Source organism: Planococcus chinensis, assembly GCF_020071995.1.
GTDB classification, from domain to species: Bacteria; Bacillota; Bacilli; order Bacillales_A; family Planococcaceae; genus Planococcus; species Planococcus chinensis_A.
This window is the reverse complement of sequence record NZ_JABWTK010000004.1, coordinates 51,785-71,514: the sequence shown is the minus strand read 5'-3', so window position 1 is coordinate 71,514 and position 19,730 is coordinate 51,785. Positions and strand designations below refer to the sequence as shown.

General features: G+C 46.7%; 16 protein-coding genes. All 16 read right to left on the bottom strand.

Going from position 1 to position 19,730, the window contains the following annotated elements; translation table 11 throughout:
• Positions 1-50 precede the first annotated feature (50 nt).
• The 16 genes from hflC to dnaE all read right to left on the bottom strand — a co-directional run bounded on the left by hflC (position 51) and on the right by dnaE (position 19,711).
• Entirely contained in the window at positions 51-1,031 is a 981-nt protein-coding gene (gene hflC, locus HU147_RS07960) for a protease modulator HflC (RefSeq protein WP_224075751.1), read from the bottom strand.
• Entirely contained in the window at positions 1,031-2,014 is a 984-nt protein-coding gene (gene hflK, locus HU147_RS07955) for an FtsH protease activity modulator HflK (protein WP_224075750.1), read from the bottom strand. The genes hflC and hflK overlap by 1 nt, the downstream gene beginning before the upstream one ends.
• Positions 2,015-2,760: 746 nt before the next feature.
• The gene (locus HU147_RS07950; RefSeq protein WP_224075749.1) at positions 2,761-3,975 is read right to left on the bottom strand and encodes a carboxylate--amine ligase; all 1,215 of its coding nucleotides are present in this window, start codon (positions 3,973-3,975) and stop codon (positions 2,761-2,763) included.
• 16 nt (positions 3,976-3,991) lie between these two features.
• Complete coding sequence (pnpS, locus tag HU147_RS07945) at positions 3,992-5,389, bottom strand: two-component system histidine kinase PnpS (protein ID WP_224075748.1); 1,398 nt, start codon at positions 5,387-5,389, stop codon at positions 3,992-3,994.
• Complete coding sequence (locus HU147_RS07940) at positions 5,386-6,093, bottom strand: response regulator transcription factor (protein ID WP_224075747.1); 708 nt, start codon at positions 6,091-6,093, stop codon at positions 5,386-5,388. The genes pnpS and HU147_RS07940 overlap by 4 nt, the downstream gene beginning before the upstream one ends.
• 63 nt (positions 6,094-6,156) lie before the next feature.
• A complete protein-coding gene (locus HU147_RS07935; RefSeq protein WP_224075746.1) occupies positions 6,157-6,615 on the bottom strand; it encodes a MaoC/PaaZ C-terminal domain-containing protein in 459 nt (152 codons plus the stop codon).
• Between the two features lie 135 nt (positions 6,616-6,750).
• Positions 6,751-7,689 carry a malate dehydrogenase gene (gene mdh / locus HU147_RS07930; RefSeq protein ID WP_224075745.1) on the bottom strand — a complete coding sequence of 313 codons (939 nt, stop codon included), beginning with the start codon at positions 7,687-7,689 and terminating at the stop codon, positions 6,751-6,753.
• A 64-nt stretch (positions 7,690-7,753) separates the two neighbouring features.
• On the bottom strand, positions 7,754-9,061 hold the full coding sequence (icd, locus tag HU147_RS07925) for an NADP-dependent isocitrate dehydrogenase (protein ID WP_317985507.1): 1,308 nt from the start codon (positions 9,059-9,061) through the stop codon (positions 7,754-7,756).
• Positions 9,062-9,357: 296 nt separating this feature from the next.
• Complete coding sequence (gene citZ / locus HU147_RS07920) at positions 9,358-10,473, bottom strand: citrate synthase (RefSeq protein ID WP_224075743.1); 1,116 nt, start codon at positions 10,471-10,473, stop codon at positions 9,358-9,360.
• A 184-nt stretch (positions 10,474-10,657) separates the two neighbouring features.
• Positions 10,658-11,041 (bottom strand): FxsA family protein, encoded by a 384-nt coding sequence (locus HU147_RS07915; RefSeq protein ID WP_224075742.1) that lies wholly within the window; start codon positions 11,039-11,041, stop codon positions 10,658-10,660.
• 26 nt (positions 11,042-11,067) lie between these two features.
• Positions 11,068-12,828, bottom strand: a complete 1,761-nt coding sequence (gene pyk, locus HU147_RS07910; protein ID WP_224075741.1) for a pyruvate kinase — start codon at positions 12,826-12,828, stop codon at positions 11,068-11,070.
• Between the two features lie 22 nt (positions 12,829-12,850).
• Positions 12,851-13,810, bottom strand: coding sequence for a 6-phosphofructokinase (gene pfkA, locus HU147_RS07905; protein ID WP_224075740.1), 960 nt, complete (start codon positions 13,808-13,810; stop codon positions 12,851-12,853).
• 140 nt (positions 13,811-13,950) lie between these two features.
• Entirely contained in the window at positions 13,951-14,922 is a 972-nt protein-coding gene (gene accA, locus HU147_RS07900) for an acetyl-CoA carboxylase carboxyl transferase subunit alpha (RefSeq protein ID WP_224075739.1), read from the bottom strand.
• Positions 14,915-15,787 (bottom strand): acetyl-CoA carboxylase, carboxyltransferase subunit beta, encoded by an 873-nt coding sequence (accD, locus tag HU147_RS07895; RefSeq protein ID WP_224075738.1) that lies wholly within the window; start codon positions 15,785-15,787, stop codon positions 14,915-14,917. Before accD ends, accA begins: the two co-directional genes overlap by 8 nt.
• Complete coding sequence (locus HU147_RS07890; RefSeq protein WP_224075737.1) at positions 15,771-16,424, bottom strand: FadR/GntR family transcriptional regulator; 654 nt, start codon at positions 16,422-16,424, stop codon at positions 15,771-15,773. The genes accD and HU147_RS07890 overlap by 17 nt, the downstream gene beginning before the upstream one ends.
• 230 nt (positions 16,425-16,654) lie before the next feature.
• Positions 16,655-19,711, bottom strand: coding sequence for a DNA polymerase III subunit alpha (dnaE, locus tag HU147_RS07885; protein WP_224075970.1), 3,057 nt, complete (start codon positions 19,709-19,711; stop codon positions 16,655-16,657).
• Positions 19,712-19,730: the final 19 nt, after the last annotated feature.

The following is a 19,730-nucleotide window of genomic DNA, read 5'->3' as shown; positions in this document are numbered from 1 at the left end:
TTCCTTTTATTTTACCACGTGGGCAAAAAGAAAAGAAATGACGGCCTAGCTTATTCCATATTCCCTGACAGAATTTGGGCATATGGCGAATCAGACGGTAAGATGATGACGGTATCTTCCCCGATTGTTTTTGTATAAGATGACAGCGAACGGTAAAGCCCGTAAAACTCTGGATCTTTCGAAAACGATTGGTTGTAGATTTTGGCTGCTTCCGATTCCCCTTCAGCCTGGATCAAAGCGGCTTCTTTCCGGGCAGTCGCAATCACTTCCTGAGCTTCCCGGTCTGCCTGGGCTTCGATTTCGCGTTTTTTCGCATCGCCTTGCGACAAATAGTCCTGGGCCGTTGAATCCCGTTCCGAAATCATCCGCGTGTAAACCGACTGCTCATTTTCTTCCGGCAAATCGGTGCGTTTCATCCGGACATCGACTACTTTAATCCCATACTGGTCTTTTTCAAGCAGTTCATTGACTTTCGCTGTTACATTGTCATTCAAACTGCCGCGCGAGGAATTCTCATCATTGATGATTTCATCGTAATTCAGCTGGCCAAGTTCCGTGCGGACCACTGAATAAATAAATTCTTCCATCCGCGATTCCGCATTGACGATTGAAACAGCGTTGGTGATCAAATCAATCGGATCTACCACTTGCCAAACAGCGTAGTTGTCGATGATGATGCGCTTTTTGTCTTTCGTATTGATTTCCGCTTCCGATACATCGTAGGTCATCTGGTATTTCGGCAAAGTAGTAATGCTTTGGATAAACGGAACCTTCATCCGGATGCCTGGTTCATCTTGTATCGCCACCACTTCCCCGAATTGGCGGACCACCCGGTATTCGTTTTCTTTTACCACATAGACATTCGTCAAAATGACAACCAAGGCAAACAAGGCGACCGATAGCGCTACAATCAATTTCCAATATTTTTTGAATTGAATAGGCTCTTTCGGCGGTCTTTGCTTTTTCGGCTTGATCGGCTTTTCCCATGGATTCGGTTTTTTAGGCGTTTGCAAAGGATTGTTGGGTTCCATCAGTTTCCGCCTCCTTCCTCTGTTTCTTTCGTTTCTTCAGTTTCTGCCGCTGGAGGTACGACTGTCTGCATCTCGTTAAGAGGCAAATACTTCATCGTGCCGCCGTCGTCGTTCATAATGTAAAGTTTGGCATTCGGCAAAACCGTTTCCAAGGTTTCCATGACGAGGCGCTGCTGCGTGACATCAGGATTTGTTTTATACTCCGCATATAATTTATCGAAGATGGCCACATCCCCACGTGCTTGTTCGATGCGCGATACTTTCTGGCCCTCTGCACGGGAATTGATTGCCGCTTTTTCCCCTAATGCTTCATTTCGCTTCTGGTTTTCGTATTTTTGCGCTTCGTTGATTTTGGTGTTCATCGTTTCACGGGCATCTGTTACATTGGTGAACGCTGCCCGGACTTCTTCGTTCGGCAATTCCACGTCCTGCAGCTTCACCGCCAGAACCGTTACGCCGATATCGTATTTTTCAATCAATGAAGCCAAGAGATCTCTAGTTTCTGCTTCGATTTCCGCTTTTCCGGATGTCAGTGCATCATCAATCAACGAACTGCCGATAATGGAACGGATGGAAGCAGAAGTGGCATCGTGAAGAATTTCCTGGGGGGCTTCTGAATTGAATAAGTACTTTTTAGGGTCGGTGATTTTCCACTGGACGACCAGGTCAGTCAACACAATGTTTTCATCACCCGTAATCATTTTTGTTTCCTTATCAAATGCGACAATCTCACCTTCTGCGTTTTGGTTATAGCCAAACTGAAGGCTGTACGTTTCTTTGGAAAGAATTTCCGCTTTTTGGATTGGCCAAGGCAATTTAAAATGCAGGCCGGACTCCACAACTGTTTCTTTTGCTTCCCCGAATGTAATAATGACAGCTTGTTCGGATTCATCTACGGTGTACCAGCTGGTAAAGACGGCTATCAGCACTAAAATGCCTGCAATGGACAAGCCGATAATCGACAGAACTTTTTTCGTAGCCATTTTTGCTCCTCCTTTTTTTCCTTATATTTCATATACGTAACAATATTGAAATAGTTTCAGGAAAAAAGAAAAAGAGCCCCGGGGAGGGCTCCTTTTCCCTTCATGCGGTTGAAGGGGGGTTCTATTAAACCTTAACACTTGAATGTGAAGCCAGTGTTAAGGTTCTGTAAATGTTAAGATTCTTTGATAAATAAAACAACCAGCGTCACCATTGGTTGTTTAGACTGTAGACAAAAACAAATTAAAGGAATAGCAATGCATAAAACCAACCGGACCGGCCACTTCGCTTTCCGTGGGCTCAGCTTCAGTCTCCTCGTCGCTTTGAAAACCCGCTGCTCCTGTTTCTGCATCGCTTCGCTAGCTTCGAAACATGAAAGAGCGTTGCATCGCTGCGCTAGCTTCGTCGCAAAGACATGGCCTCACTGCCTTCGGCCAATGTCTTGCCTGCGGGGCCTTCAGCTTTCGTCGCTCAGTCGCACTGCTCCTTCACTGCTCCCACTGGAGTCTTCGTGGCCGGACCGGTTGGACGTGTCACTTTCATTTGAAAATAAACAATAGACCGAATGACGCTCAATTTTTTAGTTACAGAAGAAAAGCGACACCTTTGGGTAGCCTGCACACTAAGGATCCGAAGTGAAAGCCCGCGGAACGCGTCCGGCTGTAACGGAGGATCCGGCATTTCCGGTTGCCTGTTCATTCACCTTTCAAGCTTAAAAATTATTTTTCTACAAGCTCAACAACCAGCGTCACCACTGGTTGTTTTTGTATTTCTTATAATAATTCACTTGTCTTGCAAACAGGTACAATTTCCGTTTCAAATGTGTATCTTTCTTATAGAACAAAGGATTGACGTATTTGCCTTTTTTCAATAATTGATTGATGTCACGCTGCACCGCTTTATTGTCGACAAATTTGCGGAGGACAATTTTCGGTACGACCGTGAACAAGAATTCTTCATTCAAATACGTGACAGGTTTTTCCACGCCGTAAATCAAGTCGTCAACAAAATACGTGGCCATGTTATGCCCTAAAGCAGTGACGTAGTAACTTGAACGTCCTTGGCGGATATTCACTTCGAACACTTTGAACTTGCCGTCCCGCTCATCATATTTCAAATCGAAATTGGCAAAGCCGGTATAGCCCACTGCTTCCAGGAAATTCTGGAGCTTGACCATCATATCTTTGTTGTAGCGTGTGATCAAAGCGGTATAGTTCCCGATCGCCGTAACGGTATGCTCCTGCAGCACCACCTGGGCATAGGTTACGAGCTGCGTTTTGCCTTTGGAATTGGCATAGATGACAGAATCCCACATATATGTATCATCGCCTGGAATATAATCCTGGATGATCAATTCATCCTGATACCCGCTGGCAATAATTGTCCGGATGACTTCCTGCAATTCCCGTGGATTTTCAACTTTATAGACTTTCTGCTGGCCTTCGAATTTATTGAGGTTATACTCAATGCCGTTGCTCGGCTTAATGATGACTGGATACATCATTTGCTCTTCAAACGGCTGTCTGGAACGGCAGTCGTAAAAGAACGTTGTCGGTGTATCGATGCCATGTTCGCGGCATAACTTGTAAAAATTCGATTTTACCTGCAACTGGTTCATCAAATCTTCCGAAATGTAATTAAAGACAAAATGCTCTCGTAGGACCGATGCATTTTCGATGATCAAGCGCACGTACAAATCATTTGTGCCGACCAGCAGCAATGTTTTTCCCGGTGTTCTGTATTTGCCGGCCACTTCTGTCAAGATCCCCGCAAATTGCGCCGGGTCGGACAAGCCGGAGCGCAGCTCGATGGTCTCTGTTATTGTACTCATTGCCGTAAACGACAACGGTTCTTTCCCCACTAAAACGGGTTTGATGCCATATGCTTCGTGAAATGAAATGGCCATATTATAAGCGTTCATATCAGTGCCTACAATAATCGGCAGAAAAGGTAAATTATCCATATGTTCCTCCTATATATTAATCTGCTAAAGGCAAATAAATGGTAAAGGTCGTGCCGACGCCTACTTTGCTCGCAACTTTCACTTTGCCGTGATGTGCCTCTATCAAATGTTTAACTATTGATAATCCTAACCCGGTTCCGCCGGAATTTCGACTGCGGGCACGGTCGACCCGGTAAAACCGTTCAAATAGCCTATCAATTTCTGATGCTTCAATACCTATACCCTGATCTTCCACTTCGATAATCGCTTCATCGCCTTTTTTATACAGGCGAACCGTAATGGCTGTTTTAGCTTGCGAATACGTGATGGCATTGATCAATAAATTCATCATGACTTGTACAAGGCGATTTGGGTCCCCTTGTACACTAACCGGTTCGAGTTCAAGTTTCAACTCGATATTTTTATCTTCAAGCTTTCTTTCAACCATTTCTCCTGCCCGTTCGATCAGCATTTCCAAATCGGTCGGCACGGCATCCACTTGAAAACCAGCTTGTTCCACTTTAGAAAGCTCCAGCAGATCCTTGACGAGCATCTCCAGCCGGTGGCTTTCTTTTTCAATGATTTCCAAAAAAGAAAGCGTCGTTTCCGGATCTTTGTAGGCACCGTCAAGCAGCGTTTCCGTGAAGCCTTTAATCGATGTAACCGGCGTTCGCAGTTCATGCGAGACGTTGGCCACAAAATCTTTCCGGATTTGTTCCAGCCGCTTCAACTCGGTAATGTCATGGGAAACAATGACAATTCCGAGCCATTGCTCATGCTCCCCCAAAACCGGCGCGCCGTACACATCGATATGCTTCGTACTGATGCCTTGCTTGAACTCCAGCTGATTGCGGGCAGAAGTTTCCGTCATAAAGACCTGTTCGATAAACCGCTCCAGAACATGCGGAATCGGGATTTCTTTGTAAAATTTCCCTTCGATATCCTCACTCGATAACTGAAACTCGGTCATGAACGAGCGGTTGACCAATGTTATGCCGCCCTGCCGGTCAATCATGATCAGCGCACTGCCCATGTTTTCGATGAGCGTTTTCAAACGTTCTTGCTCCATCTCGCGAACCGAAGTGATTTCCTGCAAGTTTCTAGCCAAAATATTAATAGTGGAACTCAACTCCACTGTACTGGCATTGCTGTATTCAAAGGCCCGCGCCCGGTAATTCCCTTTTGCCAATTCCAAAGCGGTTTCTGTCACATTCTCAATCGGCAGCGCCTGGACTTGAATGATGCGGTAGCCGATAATCGCAGAAAAAAGCATCGCCACCACAAAAATTAAAAACAGGAACAGCCAGACCTGCATTTTGTCGTGCGTTTCCGCATAGATAGGAAAAAGCTGGCCAATGACGACAAAAAGGCCAGCTAACAGCACACCGATCCAAAGCAGAATCGTCATCAGCAATCGATGCTTAAATGATTTCATCCTGCCTTCGGCTCCTCGAATTTGTAGCCCAGTCCTCTAATCGTTTTGATATAGAGCGGTTTCCGGCTGTTTTCTTCTATTTTATCCCGCAAGTGGCTGATATGTACATCAACAATCCGGGTATCTCCTGCAAAATCGTATTTCCATACGGCACTAAGCAGTTGATCGCGCGTCAAAACCCGGTTTTTGTTTTCCATTAAATACACCAGCAGCTCAAACTCTTTTGGTGTGAATTCAATTTGTTCTTCGCCGAGGTAAACTTCAAATTGTTCCGGGAAGACTTTTAAGTTGCCAAATGTCAGCGGTGCAGAAGAATCTGTTTGGGCAACGGACGTTTGATCTGTCCGCCGCAAAACCGCCTTAACACGGGCAACTACTTCACGCGGACTGAACGGTTTGGTCATATAGTCATCCGCCCCAAGTTCAAGGCCCAGCACTTTATCGAATTCATCGTCTTTTGCGGTCAGCATGATAATCGGTGTTTGGACTTTTTGCTGGCGCAGCGACTTGCAAACCTCCACCCCGTCCATAGACGGCAGCATCAAATCAAGCAAAACCAAAGACGGCTTTTCTGTTAAAGCTTTTTCGTACCCTTCTTTTCCATCGTTCGCAATGATCGTTTCATAACCGGCTTGCACCAAGTTATATGACAACAAAGTCGCAATTGAATGTTCATCTTCGATAATCAATATTTTTTTCAGCATTTGACATCCTCCACATTCAGTTTGAAACCCCCATTCCAAACCGCTTTAGATATTATCTGCAGCTTAAGTGGACAGCTGATTGATGATTTGGGGCGGATGGACCAATACAGTTCCTTCCACTACAGGACTGCCTTCTTCATTTGTTGCTGCGATGTGGATGGTGACTTCGTTATGTTTGATATCCACTTCAATCACTTCCAGCAAGAACTCGATTGTTGCATAGTGATAGACCGGCTCGCGGAATTTCAGCTTTTGTTCTGTAATATAAGATCCAGGACCAGGCAAATATTTGGAGATTGCAGAAGTGATAATGCCCGTCAGCATAATATTCGGCACAACGGGTTTTCCGTAAACTGTTTGCGAAGCGAAATCATGCTGTATATACAGCGGATTGCCGTCATTCGTCAAACCAAGATAAAGCAGAAGATCTTTGTCTTCAATTTTCTCTGTCAGATTCAGCTTTTCTCCGACATTCATTTCTTCGACTTTACGGCCTAATTCACGCTTCTTTCCAAGCAACAATAACTTTCCCTCCTAAATCTTGATACCTCTATAGTATCAAGTAAGCTCATATAAGTGCAAGCGCTCGGAGACCTACTCTCCCCGCATCTGCCGCTATTAAAAAAACGAGCAAGAAAAATCCCTGCTCGCCTGGTGTTAGGCTAAAACTTTCATGACGGCTTTTACTGATTCAGCCGAGTTGTTCAATAAGGTTTGTTCTTCATCGTTCAAATCGATTTCGATAACTTTTTCGATGCCGCTAGCGCCAAGAATCGTCGGTACGCCCAAATAAATGCCGTCCAGTCCGTACTCGCCTTCTAAATAAGCGATGGAAGGCAAAATCCGGCGCTGGTCTTTAATAATAGCTTCTGCCATTTCAACCAATGATGCAGCCGGCGCATAATAGGCAGATCCATTCCCTAAAAGATTAACAATTTCCGCTCCGCCTTTTCGCGTCCGTTCCACGATTTCGTCGAGGCGTTCTTTAGAAATCAAAGTTTCCAGCGGAATGCCGCCTGCATAAGAATAACGAACCAAAGGCACCATATCATCTCCATGGCCGCCTAGCACAAATCCGGTGACGTCTTTCACCGATACCTTCAATTCTTCAGCAACAAAGCTGCGGAATCGGGCGGAATCCAGAACTCCCGACTGGCCAATGACGCGCTCTTTCGGGAAGCCGGACTCTTTGAACACGGTATAAGTCATCGCATCTACCGGGTTTGTTAAAACAAGGATGGTGGTATTGGGCGAATATTTTACAACTTCAGCCGTAACAGATTTCATGACTTTTTGATTGGTCTGGACCAGATCATCACGGCTCATCCCTGGTTTTCTTGCGATTCCGGCAGTAATGATAACCAGATCCGAGTCTTTCGTGTCTTCGTAGTTGGCTGTTCCGGTCACCCGTGCGTCGAAGCCTTCGACAGGACCGGTTTCAGCCATATCCAGCGCTTTTCCTTTTGCCGGGTTCTCCATTTGCGGAATGTCCACGAGCACGACATCGCCCAATTCTTTTTGGGCAAGCAGAAATGCAGCTGTTGCACCTGTAAAACCTGAACCGATTACAGAAATCTTTTTACGTTTGAATGTCATAAAAAACTCCCCTTTGGTATCGATTTGGATATGAAAAAAAGAGGGGTTTCCCCCTCTCCTTATCTTACAAGTTTTTAATTAATTCGTCAGCGAACTCAGAGCATTTCACTTCTGTAGCGCCGTCCATTAGACGTGCAAAGTCGTAAGTTACAACTTTAGAAGCAATTGTTTTCTCCATAGAATTCGTGATCAATTTAGCAGCTTCGCCCCATCCAAGGTGTTCAAGCATCAATACGCCTGAAAGAATAACAGATGAAGGGTTTACTTTGTCTTGGCCAGCGTATTTAGGAGCTGTACCGTGAGTTGCTTCAAAAATCGCATGTCCAGTATCGTAGTTGATGTTCGCACCAGGTGCGATACCAATTCCGCCTACTTGAGCAGCCAAAGCGTCAGAGATGTAATCTCCGTTCAAGTTCATTGTTGCAACAACGTCGAACTCGCTTGGACGTGTAAGGATTTGCTGAAGGAAGATATCAGCGATTGAATCTTTAACAAGGATTTTGCCTGAAGCAAGAGCTTCTTCCTGCGCTTTGTTTGCAGCATCAGTTCCTTGCTCATCTTTGATTGCATCGTACTGGTTCCAAGTGAAGACTTTATCGCCGAATTCTTGTTCAGCCACTTCGTAGCCCCAGTTTTTGAAAGCTCCTTCAGTGAATTTCATGATATTGCCTTTGTGTACAAGAGTTACAGACTCGCGTTTTTCAGTCAATGCATAGTTGATTGCAGCACGGACCAAACGTTTTGTTCCTTCTTCAGAAATCGGCTTGATGCCTAGGCCTGAAGATTCAGGGAAGCGGATGTTTTTAACGCCCATTTCATCTGTTAGGAAAGCAAGCAATTTTTTCACTTCGTCAGAACCGTTTGCATACTCGATACCTGCATAGATATCTTCAGTGTTTTCACGGAAGATGACCATGTCAGTGTCTTCTGGGCGTTTAACCGGTGAAGGTACGCCTTCGAAGTAGCGAACAGGACGCAGGCAAGTGTATAGATCAAGTTCTTGGCGCAAAGCTACGTTCAATGAACGGATACCGCCGCCGATTGGTGTAGTAAGAGGCCCTTTGATCGCGATCAAGTATTCGTTGATTACGTCCAAAGTTTCTTGCGGCAACCATTCGCCAGTTTGGTCGAATGCTTTTTGTCCAGCAAGGACTTCTTTCCAAACGATCGCTTTTTCGCCGTTATAAGCTTTGTTGACTGCTTCTTCAAGAACGCGTGATGCTGCATTCCAGATATCCGGGCCAGTACCGTCACCGATAATGAATGGAATTACTGCTTGGTTAGGGACGTTCAATACGCCGTTTTCAACTGAGATTTTTTCACCGTTAGTCATTTGTAATAGCCTCCTGTAGTCAAAGTCATAGGGCTGCACAATGTGCGAGCCCCATGTATTTTTTGTTTTCAACTTAACTGCTTTAAAGCTTGTCTAGTTCCGGTGCCTAGCCCCTCGAGGTCGCTTCAGTCAGTCCAGCAATGGCAGAAAACGCCATTACCAGCCTGACTTCCAGCGCTTGTCGGGGCTGAATAGGCACCTGCACTTTTCTATTGTCCAGACTCTGGCGATCAGTCCCTCGGGTCATAAGCCAACCCAGCTGCGCGGCAAAAAGCGCCACTGCGCTGGTCTGTCTTATGCCTGTCGGGCCTAGACGATCGCCTCCGCTTTACTATTTATCTTTCAGAAACTGGAACATAAGTCTGCATTCCAGGTCCGATGTATTCAGCACGCGGACGGATCAAGCGGTTGTTTGAATACTGCTCAAGGATGTGAGCCAACCAGCCTGATGTACGGGATACAGCAAAAATCGGAGTGAACAGGTCGTGTTCGATATTCAAAGAATGGTAAACAGAAGCAGAGTAGAAATCCACGTTCGGTGGAAGATCTTTTTGCCCAGTTACGATTTCTTCGATACGGATTGACATTTCATACCATTTTTCTTCGTTGCGGATTTTCGTTAATTTTTGGGACATTTCGCGCAAGTGTTTCGCACGTGGATCACCTTGGCGGTAAACGCGGTGTCCGAAGCCCATGATTTTTTCTTTGTTCGCTAATTTTTCATTGATGATTTCATCAACTTTATCAACAGAACCGATTTCAGTCAGCATCTTCATTACTTGTTCGTTCGCTCCACCGTGCAATGGCCCTTTTAATGCGCCGATTGCTGCAGTGATTCCTGAATAGACATCAGACAATGTAGCAACTGCAACGCGTGCAGTAAATGTAGATGCATTCAATTCGTGGTCAGCGTGTAGAACAAGTGCTTTGTTGAACGCTTCTACTTCAATGTCTTCAGGCATAGATCCTGAAAGCATGTAAAGGAAGTTCGCTGCATAGCTCAAATCGCTCTTCGGTGCCACTGGCTCTTCCCCTTTGCGGATGCGGGCGAAAGCAGTAACGATTGTCGAAATTTTAGCCTGGATGCGAATTGCTTTGCGGTAATTCGCTTCAGGGTTCATTTCTTCTGCCTCTTCGTCAAATAGTCCAAGCATTGAAACGGCTGTGCGAAGAGCCGCCATTGGATGAACTTTTGCGATTGGGTATGTTTTGAAGTGATCCAGCACTTCTTGAGGGATGGCCATGTCATCCGCCAATTGCTGTTTCAATTCTGCTAATTCATCTTCTTTTGGCAAACGCTGATGCCAAAGCAGATAAACGACTTCTTCGAAGCTAGCATTGTCTGCTAAATCGTCGATATTGTAGCCAACGTATGTAAGAGTGTCATCAATAATAGAACTGATGGCAGATTGTGTCGCTACTACACCTTCTAAACCTTTTGCCGATGTCATATAAATCGCTCCTTCTTATTCTAATTCATCATTCCAAAAAAAAAGCCCGAATGATGGGTTTTCAATCATTTGTAAATCTGAATCAAATTCCTTACTTTGTCATTATAATCAACTTTGAAGAATTTGTGAATGAAAACGCTTAGTTTTATTAAATTTTCCTGAAAAACGATGAATTCACTCGGGATTATCGGACGATAACCCGAGTGTTTTTCATGTTTTTTTGAATCAGCTTGAAAACAAGCGGTTTATACAATTTCTGGGTCGGTTTAAAAAGCATGGAAAGGCCGACTGCATCTGAAATAAAGCCAGGCGTCAAAAGCAGGACGCCGCCCACTAATACAAAAGCGGCGTTCAGCAAATGATCTCCCGGCGGCTGGAAGCGGCTGAAGCTATCCTGGATATCATGGATTGCTTTCACTCCCCGCTTTTTCGCCAGATAAGCTCCGATAAGCCCGGTTACAATGATGATGGCGAGCGTCGGAAAAAAGCCGATTTTTCCTCCGGCCCAGATAAGCAAGGCCAATTCAAGTGTTGGAACAATAATCAGAGCTGTAAAAAACCATTTCATAGTTCGGTTGAACCTCCTGAGTTGTTTTACAAGACGCTGGCGTGGCCGTGGTAAATAATGCCGGTTTCGGCATCAATCGTAATATCGTAATCATTCTCGATCATTCCTGTCGCATTCGTAACACCGACAATTACCGGAATCCCAAGGCTTAAACCGACAACCGCCGCATGGCTCGTCAATCCGCCTTCTTCTGTCACAATGCCCGCACATTTTTCAATTGCCGGCATCATTTCACGGTCTGTCCCGATGGTTACGATGATTTTCCCTTGAGTATCTGCAGCCAAAGCTTGTTCAGCATTTCTGACAACCAAAGTTTTGCCCATCGCAACCGTTTTGCCGATGCCTTGCCCTTTGGCAATGCTGTCGCCGATTAAATGCACTTTCATCAAGTTGGTTGTACCTGCCTGGCCGACCGGTACACCTGCCGTGATGACAACTAAATCACCATGTTTTACAAAATGGTGCTTCAAGCTTTCATCCACTGCATTTTCAAGCAATTCATCGGTCGAATGGACTTTAGAACCGACGATCGGCTGAACACCCCATACAAGCGTCAGTTTACGGGAAGCGATATCTGCAGATGTAACTGCGATAATCATGACGCCCGGACGGTATTTCGAGATCATTCTTGCTGTATGTCCGCTTTCCGTCGGTGCGATGATCGCTTTCACTTTCAAGTTCAAAGCTGTGTAAGCAACGGCTTGGCCAATCGCTTCCGTCATGTTTGATTCTTTTTCTTTTCTGCGTGTAGAAACGATTTGTTTATAATTCAATGCATCCTCAGTCGTCATCGCAATGCGGTGCATCGTTTCAACCGATTCAACTGGATAAAGGCCGGCTGCCGTTTCTCCAGAAAGCATGATGGCATCCGTGCCGTCAAAAATGGCGTTCGCTACGTCACTTGCTTCTGCACGTGTCGGGCGCGGGTTGCGCTGCATGGAATCGAGCATTTGAGTGGCAGTGATTACCGGTTTGCCGGCGCTGTTGCATTTCTCAATCAGCGATTTTTGAACCAAAGGAACAACTTCCGCCGGAATCTCAACGCCAAGGTCGCCGCGTGCTACCATTAAACCATCGGAAATCATCAGGATGTCGTCAATATTGTCAACGCCTTCCTGGTTTTCGATTTTCGGAATGATTTGGATATGCGAACCGTTATTGTTTTCCAGAAGTTCACGGATTTCCATCACGTCAGATGATCTTCTGACAAAAGAAGCAGCGATGAAATCTACGCCTTGTTCGATGCCGAAAAGAATATCTTGGGCGTCTTTTTCCGTAATTCCTGGCAATTGCACAGAAACGCCTGGTACGTTGACGCCTTTTTTGCTTTTAAGGGTTCCGGCATTTTCCACGTAAGTATGGATCAAGCCTTTTTCTTTATCGATGCCGGTTACACGGAGTTCAATCAACCCGTCATCTAGCAAGATGATGGATCCTTCGTTCACGTCTTCAATCAGTTGGCCATAAGTAATAGAGAACAATTCATTTGTTCCCAGCACTTCCGTCATGGAAATGGCAATGGATTGCCCTGTAACCAGTTCAACTCCGTTGTTCTCCATGTTATGTGTGCGGATTTCAGGTCCCTTGGTATCAAGCAGAATCCCAATAATTTTCCCTGTTTTTTTCGATGCTTCACGGATGCGTTGAATGCGCAATGCATGTTCTTCATGGCTGCCGTGCGAAAAATTCAAGCGGGCCACGTTCATCCCAGCTTCAATTAATGATTCCAGTAATTCCGGGGTTTCACTTGCCGGACCAATTGTACAAACGATTTTTGTTTTTCTCAATATACTCACTCCATTTGACTTATTAAATTGATAACTCTTTCGATAAGGTAAATAAACTCATGTCAGCGTCGTGCTTTTCCGTAAACGCTTTGGTCATATCATAGTCTACCACTTGATGATTTTTCATGCCAATCGCGCGGCCGCCTGAACCTTCAAGCAGCACTTCTACAGCACGTGCGCCAAAAAGGCTTCCAAGTACACGGTCCCGTGCAGTTGGGGATCCGCCGCGTTGAATATGGCCCAAAACGGAAACCCGCGTTTCAATACTTGCGCGTTCTTCTATTAAAGTGGCCAATTCATTGCCGTTCATCACACCTTCAGCGACAATAATGATGCTGTGCTTTTTGCCGCGTTTTCTGCCTTTTTCCAAACGGTCGATCATATCGTCCAAGTCGAAATCTTCTTCCGGGATCAAAATGGTTTCCGCTCCGCCTGCAAGCCCTGCCCATAAAGCCAAGTCTCCAGCATCCCGTCCCATTACTTCTATAATAAACGTGCGCTCATGGCTGGTCGCCGTGTCACGGATTTTATCAATCGCTTCAATGACCGTATTTAATGCCGTATCAAAACCGATGGTGTAATCTGTTCCTGGGATGTCGTTGTCGATTGTTCCCGGTACACCGACACAAGGGAACCCTCGTTTTGTCAATGCCATCGCTCCACGGTAGGAACCGTCGCCTCCGATGACAACCAGGCCGTCCAAGCCGTTCTTTTTCAATTGCTCGATCGCTTTTTCCTGCCCCGCATCGGTTTTGAATTCTTCGCACCGTGCAGAAAAAAGTTTGGTGCCGCCGCGTTGGATAATGTCCCCTACATCGCCGGCTTCCATGTTTTTGATGCGGCCGTCAATCAGCCCTTGGTAGCCGGAAAAGACGCCAGCTACTTCCACTCCGTGGAAAATCCCTTTCCGGACGACTGCCCGGATTGCTGCGTTCATTCCTGGTGAATCTCCACCACTAGTCAGTACGCCAATTCGTTTCATACTAATCGCCTCCCACAATTCCTTTTACTCTTTTCACCTTACCATGTGGCTTCCCACCTGTCAGTCTTGAAAACACAATTCTTCCATTAAGATTTTATTTTGTCAAAAACACGCAAAAAGAAACCGCCGGGGCGGTTTCTTTATTCGCTGAAAATGCCGATTGATTTGAATTTTTCGTAACGCTGATCGATCAGTTCCTGGCCAGACAATCCGTTTAATTCATCCAATGACTCTTTGATGGACTCCCCGATAAATCCGGCCTGTTTTGCGTAGTCGTGATGAGCACCGCCCCGGACTTCTGTGATCATCCGTTCAATGATTTTCATTTCCAGCAAATCAGGTGCCGTAATTTTCATCGCTTCTGCAGCCGTTTGTGCAAGTGCTGAATCTTTCCAGAGAATCGAAGCAGCGCCTTCCGGTGAAATAACGGAGAAGGTTGAGTTTTCAAGCATCAAAATGTGATTGCCGACGCCAAGCGCCAACGCGCCGCCGCTTCCGCCTTCGCCAATTACGATTGAAATGACCGGCACTTCAAGGCCTGCCATCTCCACGAGATTGCGTGCAATCGCTTCGCTTTGGCCGCGCTCTTCTGCCGCTTTACCCGGATATGCACCTTTTGTGTCAATCAGGCAAATGATCGGACGCTTGAATTTCTCAGCCTGCTTCATCAAACGAAGTGCTTTCCGGTAACCTTCCGGATGCGGCATCCCGAAATTGCGGCGGATATTTTCTTTTGTCGCCTTGCCGCGCTGATGGCCGATCACTGTCACCGGCTGTCCATGAAACGAAGCAATGCCGCCGACGATGGCTTCGTCGTCTCCGTAAAGCCGGTCGCCGTGCAGTTCAATAAAATCTTCGAACAGAAACGGAATATAGTCGAGCGTGGTCGGACGTTCCGGATGGCGCGCCACTTGGACACGGTCCCACGGCTTCATATTTTCGTAAATATCGTTCTCAAGCTTGGATAAACGCTCTTCCAGGCTCTGAATCTCCGAACTTAAATCCACGTCAGCTGTTTTCGTATAGTCTTTCAGCTCTTCAATTTTTTGGCGCAGCTGGATCAGCGGCTCTTCAAATCCCATGGCTTTCGGAGCTGTTTTCGTTTTAGGCATTCTGTTGTGCCCCCTTTGTGTGCAAACGCACAAGTGTCGACAATGTCGCCTGCATGTCGTTCCGGTGCACGACGGCATCCAATTGGCCGTGTTCCAACAGAAACTCTGCAGTTTGGAAGTTTTCAGGCAGTTTCTCCCGGACCGTCTGTTCAATAACGCGGCGTCCGGCGAATCCGATCAATGCTTTCGGCTCTGCAATATTGATGTCTCCAACAGAAGCGAAACTTGCAGAAACGCCGCCTGTTGTCGGGTGTGTCAGAACGGAGATGAACAATAGCCCTTCGTTGCTGTGGCGTTTCAGCGCCACACTTGTTTTGGCCATTTGCATCAGTGACAGCACACCTTCCTGCATGCGCGCACCGCCGCTCGCCGTAAAGATGATGAACGGCAACCGTTGTTTCGTGGCTGCCTCGATGGCCCGCGTAATTTTTTCGCCGACAACCGATCCCATGGATCCCATACGGAAATGGGAATCCATAATCGCCACAATCACTTCCTGGCCTTTCAATTTGCCTGAACCCGTCAATACCGCTTCATTCAATCCGGTTTTTTCGCTGTCGGAATTGATTTTTTCCGTGTACCCCGGGAAGCCTAAAGGATTTTCCGTCTTCAAATGATCATCCATTGAAGTGAACGACTCTTCATCCAACAAGCTTTCCACTCGTTCATGCGCCGTCATTTTAAAATGATGGTCGCATTTCGGGCAGACTTTATGAAGTTTAGCCAATTCTTTCGTCAGCGTAATATGCTTGCATGAAGGACATTTTGTCATTAAGCCTTCTGGAACGTCTTTTGCTTTTTTTGTAGGAATCGTCGTTTCTTTTTTGTCTTTATTTCGTTTAAAAATCTCACGAATCATCGCCATTTTGCATTCTCCTCTTTTGTATCCATCCGCTCCACGATTTGAAGGATTGGACGGCTAACTCTGTATCTCGCTGCTCCAGCGCCGATAAAATCGGCTTCAGGAGTTCTTTTTCCGGGCCGGAAACAGCTTCTGCATAAGGATTACCGCTGTATTGCTGCAATAAAAACCATATTTTCAAAGATAAACGATTGCCTGAAAGTACCATGACTTCCCGGACAAAGTCTTCTCGAAGTATATTTTCTTCACTTTCCAGCTTCTTTCGAAAGCTGTCCCACACTCGAATGCCGTCAAGCGCTTCGTTCTGGCAAATCAACCGGATGGCGGCCACTTCGTGCATAAGCCTCGTTTCCCACACATCTTCCTGTGATTGATTGTCCTGCAGGATGAATGTGGATAAAACTTCTACTAATTTGTGGTTGCGGTGGTCTGACAAAAACGTGCCTTCTCCTCGGCGCGTTTCGATCAATCCAAGCAATTCCAAACTGCGCAGCGCTTCCCGCAGTGTAGATCTTCCCACCTGCAAAGTTTCAGCCAATTCTCTTTCTGATGGAATGCGGTCACCCGGACGGATTTTCTCCCGTCGGATCATATCACGAATATCGCTGACTATATCTAAATATCGCTTTGGTTGATTCATGATCGCTCCTCAGTTTCCATTAATTTGAAAGTGGTCTGGCCACTCGTAAGTTAAAGGATACAAAACTTTTCGGCTCTCGTAAAGAAAAAAATACGATTCTTTGAAGAAAAACGAAGAATGCCATGAATAAAGGGATTCAGCGGAAAAAAGACGCACTATTCCAACAACAAAAAGACTGCAAAACAAGCTCATTGCCATGAGTTTGTATGCAGTCTTTTGTCTGTCCCAAGTTATTCTTCTATCGATTTGCAGATGATTGAACTTTTGTTGTTGCGGTTTTCAATCGCTCCTTGGACTTCCAGAACGGCATGCGGTTCGAGCAGCGCGTTGTATTTGGCGTACTCTTTTGGGAACAAGGTAACAGAAGCAGGACCGGTTTCATCCTGCAAGTTGACGAACGCCATGGCGTCCCCTTTTTTCGTGCGGATCCGTTTGACTTCTTCCACCATGCCAAGAACCGCCACTGGCTGCCGGTCTTTGATATTCTTCAGGCTGCGCATCTCGGCATACTTTTTGCCGCGCTTTTCTTTTTCACGGGCAATGGGATGAGTGGACAAATAAAAGCCGAGAACTTCTTTTTCAAAATCCAGTTTCAAATTCTCCGGAATCGGCGAAGCTTTGGCATATTTCGGTTTCATGAAACTGGAGCCCATTTCATCGAACAACCCTGGCTCCTCATTCGGTTTAACAAGTTCAGCATGCTTGATGGCGCTGTCGAGTGAGGCAAGCAGCACCGCGCGGTCCAGGCCGAAATCGTCCAGCGCTCCCGCTTTGATCAGCGGCTCAAATGCCTTGCGGGTAAAGTGGATTGCGGAAATACGTTCCGCGATATCGAACATGCTCGAAAAAGGCCCTTCTTTCCGTGCTTCCAGCAGCACTTTGACGGCGCTTCCCGGAACGCCTTTCACTGAATTCAGCCCTACCCGGATTCGGCCCTCTTCCACCGAATAGGAATGGAAACTGCGCTGTACGGAAGGCGGCAGCAAGCCGATATTCTTATCTTTTATTTCCTGCAGCAATTGCTGCGTCTTTTCAGCATTGCCCGCACTGTTCGCAAGGATGGCTGCGTAAAAGTACACCGCATAATGCGTTTTCATATAGGCCAGTTGATAAGAGATCATGCTATAGGCAACCGCGTGGCTTTTCGGAAAGCCGTAATCGGCGAATCGGACAATCAGGTTATACACTTCCGTTGCAGCTTCTTCCGTAAAGCCCTTGGCGGTGGCGCCGCTCGTGAAATGCAGCCGCTCCTCGTCCAGGATTTCCCGCTTTTTCTTGCTGACTGCCCGGCGCAGCAAATCGGCTTCTCCAAGCGAAAATCCTGCCATGCGGGCAGCAATCTGCATGATTTGCTCCTGATAAACAATGACGCCATAAGTTTCGCTTAAGATCGGCTCCAGAATCGGGTGGACATAATCGACACGCTCCTGTTTATGCTTTCGTCTCGCATACAGTGGAATAAATTCCATCGGGCCCGGACGGAACAAGGCATTGACTGCCACGATATCCCCGAACGCCGTCGGGCGGATTTGCTGGAGTGCGCGGCGCATGCCGTCCGATTCCAGCTGGAAGATCCCTGTCGTGTCCATTGCAGCTAGCAAGGCATAGGTTTTATCGTCATCCAACGGAAGGCTGCGGTAATCGATGCGTTTTTTCGTATCCAAATAGACAAGTTTCCGGATTTGTTCGAGTATCGTTAAATTCCGGAGACCCAGAAAATCCATCTTCAACAACCCAACCGCTTCAAGTTCCCCCATCGGCCATTGCGTGATGAAAATACCTTCGCTGCCTTTTTCAATCGGTACATGCTCGACCAGCGGCGTCGGGCTTAAAATAACGCCCGCTGCATGGGTGGAAGCATGGCGCGGCAAGCCTTCCAATTTCAAGGCTGTTTTGAACCACGATTTGCGTTCTTCTTTTTGGACTATCCAGTCATTCAGTGCAGGCGACTCTTTTAAGGCAGACCTCAAAGTAGTGCCGATCCGGCTCGGAATCATTTTGGAAATGGCTTCAAGCTCTTCCGCTTCAAAACCGAACACGCGGGCTGTGTCGCGGGCAACCGCTTTTGCCGATAACGTTCCGAATGTGATGATTTGGGCGGTGCGCACATCGCCGTATTTTTCTGCTACGTATTCCACCACTTCGTGCCGACGGTGATCGGCGAAATCGATGTCGATATCCGGCAGCGTCACCCGTTCCGGATTCAAGAACCGCTCGAACAATAAGCCGTGTTCGAGCGGGTCAACGTCCGTAATCTGAAGCGAATAGGCGACAAGCGAACTTGCCGACGACCCCCGTCCCGGCCCCGTTAAGATGCCGTTGTCCCGGGCAAACTTCATAAAGTCCGCTACAATCAGGAAATAATCGATATAGCCCATATTGCTGATGACGGATAATTCATACCGAAGGCGCTCGGTATAGGCTTTCGTATACTTCGGAACGCGCTCTTTCAGCCCCTTTTGGCAAAGCTCCCAGATGTAAGCCTTGCGGTCCGTATTTTCAGGCAGCGGATAAACCGGCAGCAATTGCTGATTCATCGGAATGCTAACCTGGCAGCTTTTGAGCATTTTCTTTGTTTCTTCCAGCCATTCAGGATTTGAAGAAAACCAGGAATTGAATTCTTCTCCCGAGGGCACATAAGCTTTTGTATGTTCCGGACGTTTCCGCTGTTCATCGTTCATTTTCAAACCTTGGCCAATGGCTGATGCCACTTCAAACGCAAAAGCATCCGCTTCCTGCATGTACCGGCTTTCCTGCGTAGCCATGATTTGCATATTGTACTGCACGCATTGAGCAGCAAAACCGTCTTCTTCAGCCCTCCGCTCGCCGCCGGGCCGTTCAATGCTGCCAAAGCAAAACTCCCCAAAAATGGCTTTTACGAATCCAAAAACTTCACTTCGGTCCGTTAAGGTCCATTCTGTTTTATTCGGAATCACACACAGGAGCCCGCCGCGATACGCCTTCAACCAGGATTCCGGCAAGGCGGTTTTATCCCGGGTTGACAAAGCACTGCTGATTTTCAATAAATTCTTGTAGCCCTGATTGGTTTGGGCATAGAGCACGACCGGATACTCCTGCTCTTCAAATTCGATAAACGTGGAAAGGCCGACCACCCCATGGATGCCGGCCTTTCGGCAAGCTTCCCAAAAAGGAAGGATGCCATATAATTTTGTGTTGACGATGGCAGCTGATGCCGTCCCTTGTTCCATTAGAAAAGGGAAAAGTTCGTCAAGGCGCACCGTGCTTTTCAGCAGATCAGCCGATGTGCTTATATGCGGATAAACCATTGACAACTTGATCCCTCCT

Excerpts from the sequence above, each read along its gene's own strand:
- hflC (WP_224075751.1), bottom strand. The coding sequence starts at position 1,031 with ATGGAACCCAACAATCCTTTGCAAACGCCTAAAAAACCGAATCCATGG.
- hflK (WP_224075750.1), bottom strand. The coding sequence starts at position 2,014 with ATGGCTACGAAAAAAGTTCTGTCGATTATCGGCTTGTCCATTGCAGGC.
- HU147_RS07950 (WP_224075749.1), bottom strand. The coding sequence starts at position 3,975 with ATGGATAATTTACCTTTTCTGCCGATTATTGTAGGCACTGATATGAAC.
- pnpS (WP_224075748.1), bottom strand. The coding sequence starts at position 5,389 with ATGAAATCATTTAAGCATCGATTGCTGATGACGATTCTGCTTTGGATC.
- HU147_RS07940 (WP_224075747.1), bottom strand. The coding sequence starts at position 6,093 with ATGCTGAAAAAAATATTGATTATCGAAGATGAACATTCAATTGCGACT.
- mdh (WP_224075745.1), bottom strand. The coding sequence starts at position 7,689 with ATGACATTCAAACGTAAAAAGATTTCTGTAATCGGTTCAGGTTTTACA.
- citZ (WP_224075743.1), bottom strand. The coding sequence starts at position 10,473 with ATGACATCGGCAAAAGGTTTAGAAGGTGTAGTAGCGACACAATCTGCC.
- HU147_RS07915 (WP_224075742.1), bottom strand. The coding sequence starts at position 11,041 with ATGAAATGGTTTTTTACAGCTCTGATTATTGTTCCAACACTTGAATTG.
- pfkA (WP_224075740.1), bottom strand. The coding sequence starts at position 13,810 with ATGAAACGAATTGGCGTACTGACTAGTGGTGGAGATTCACCAGGAATG.
- accA (WP_224075739.1), bottom strand. The coding sequence starts at position 14,922 with ATGCCTAAAACGAAAACAGCTCCGAAAGCCATGGGATTTGAAGAGCCG.
- accD (WP_224075738.1), bottom strand. The coding sequence starts at position 15,787 with ATGGCGATGATTCGTGAGATTTTTAAACGAAATAAAGACAAAAAAGAA.
- HU147_RS07890 (WP_224075737.1), bottom strand. The coding sequence starts at position 16,424 with ATGAATCAACCAAAGCGATATTTAGATATAGTCAGCGATATTCGTGAT.
- dnaE (WP_224075970.1), bottom strand. The coding sequence starts at position 19,711 with ATGGTTTATCCGCATATAAGCACATCGGCTGATCTGCTGAAAAGCACG.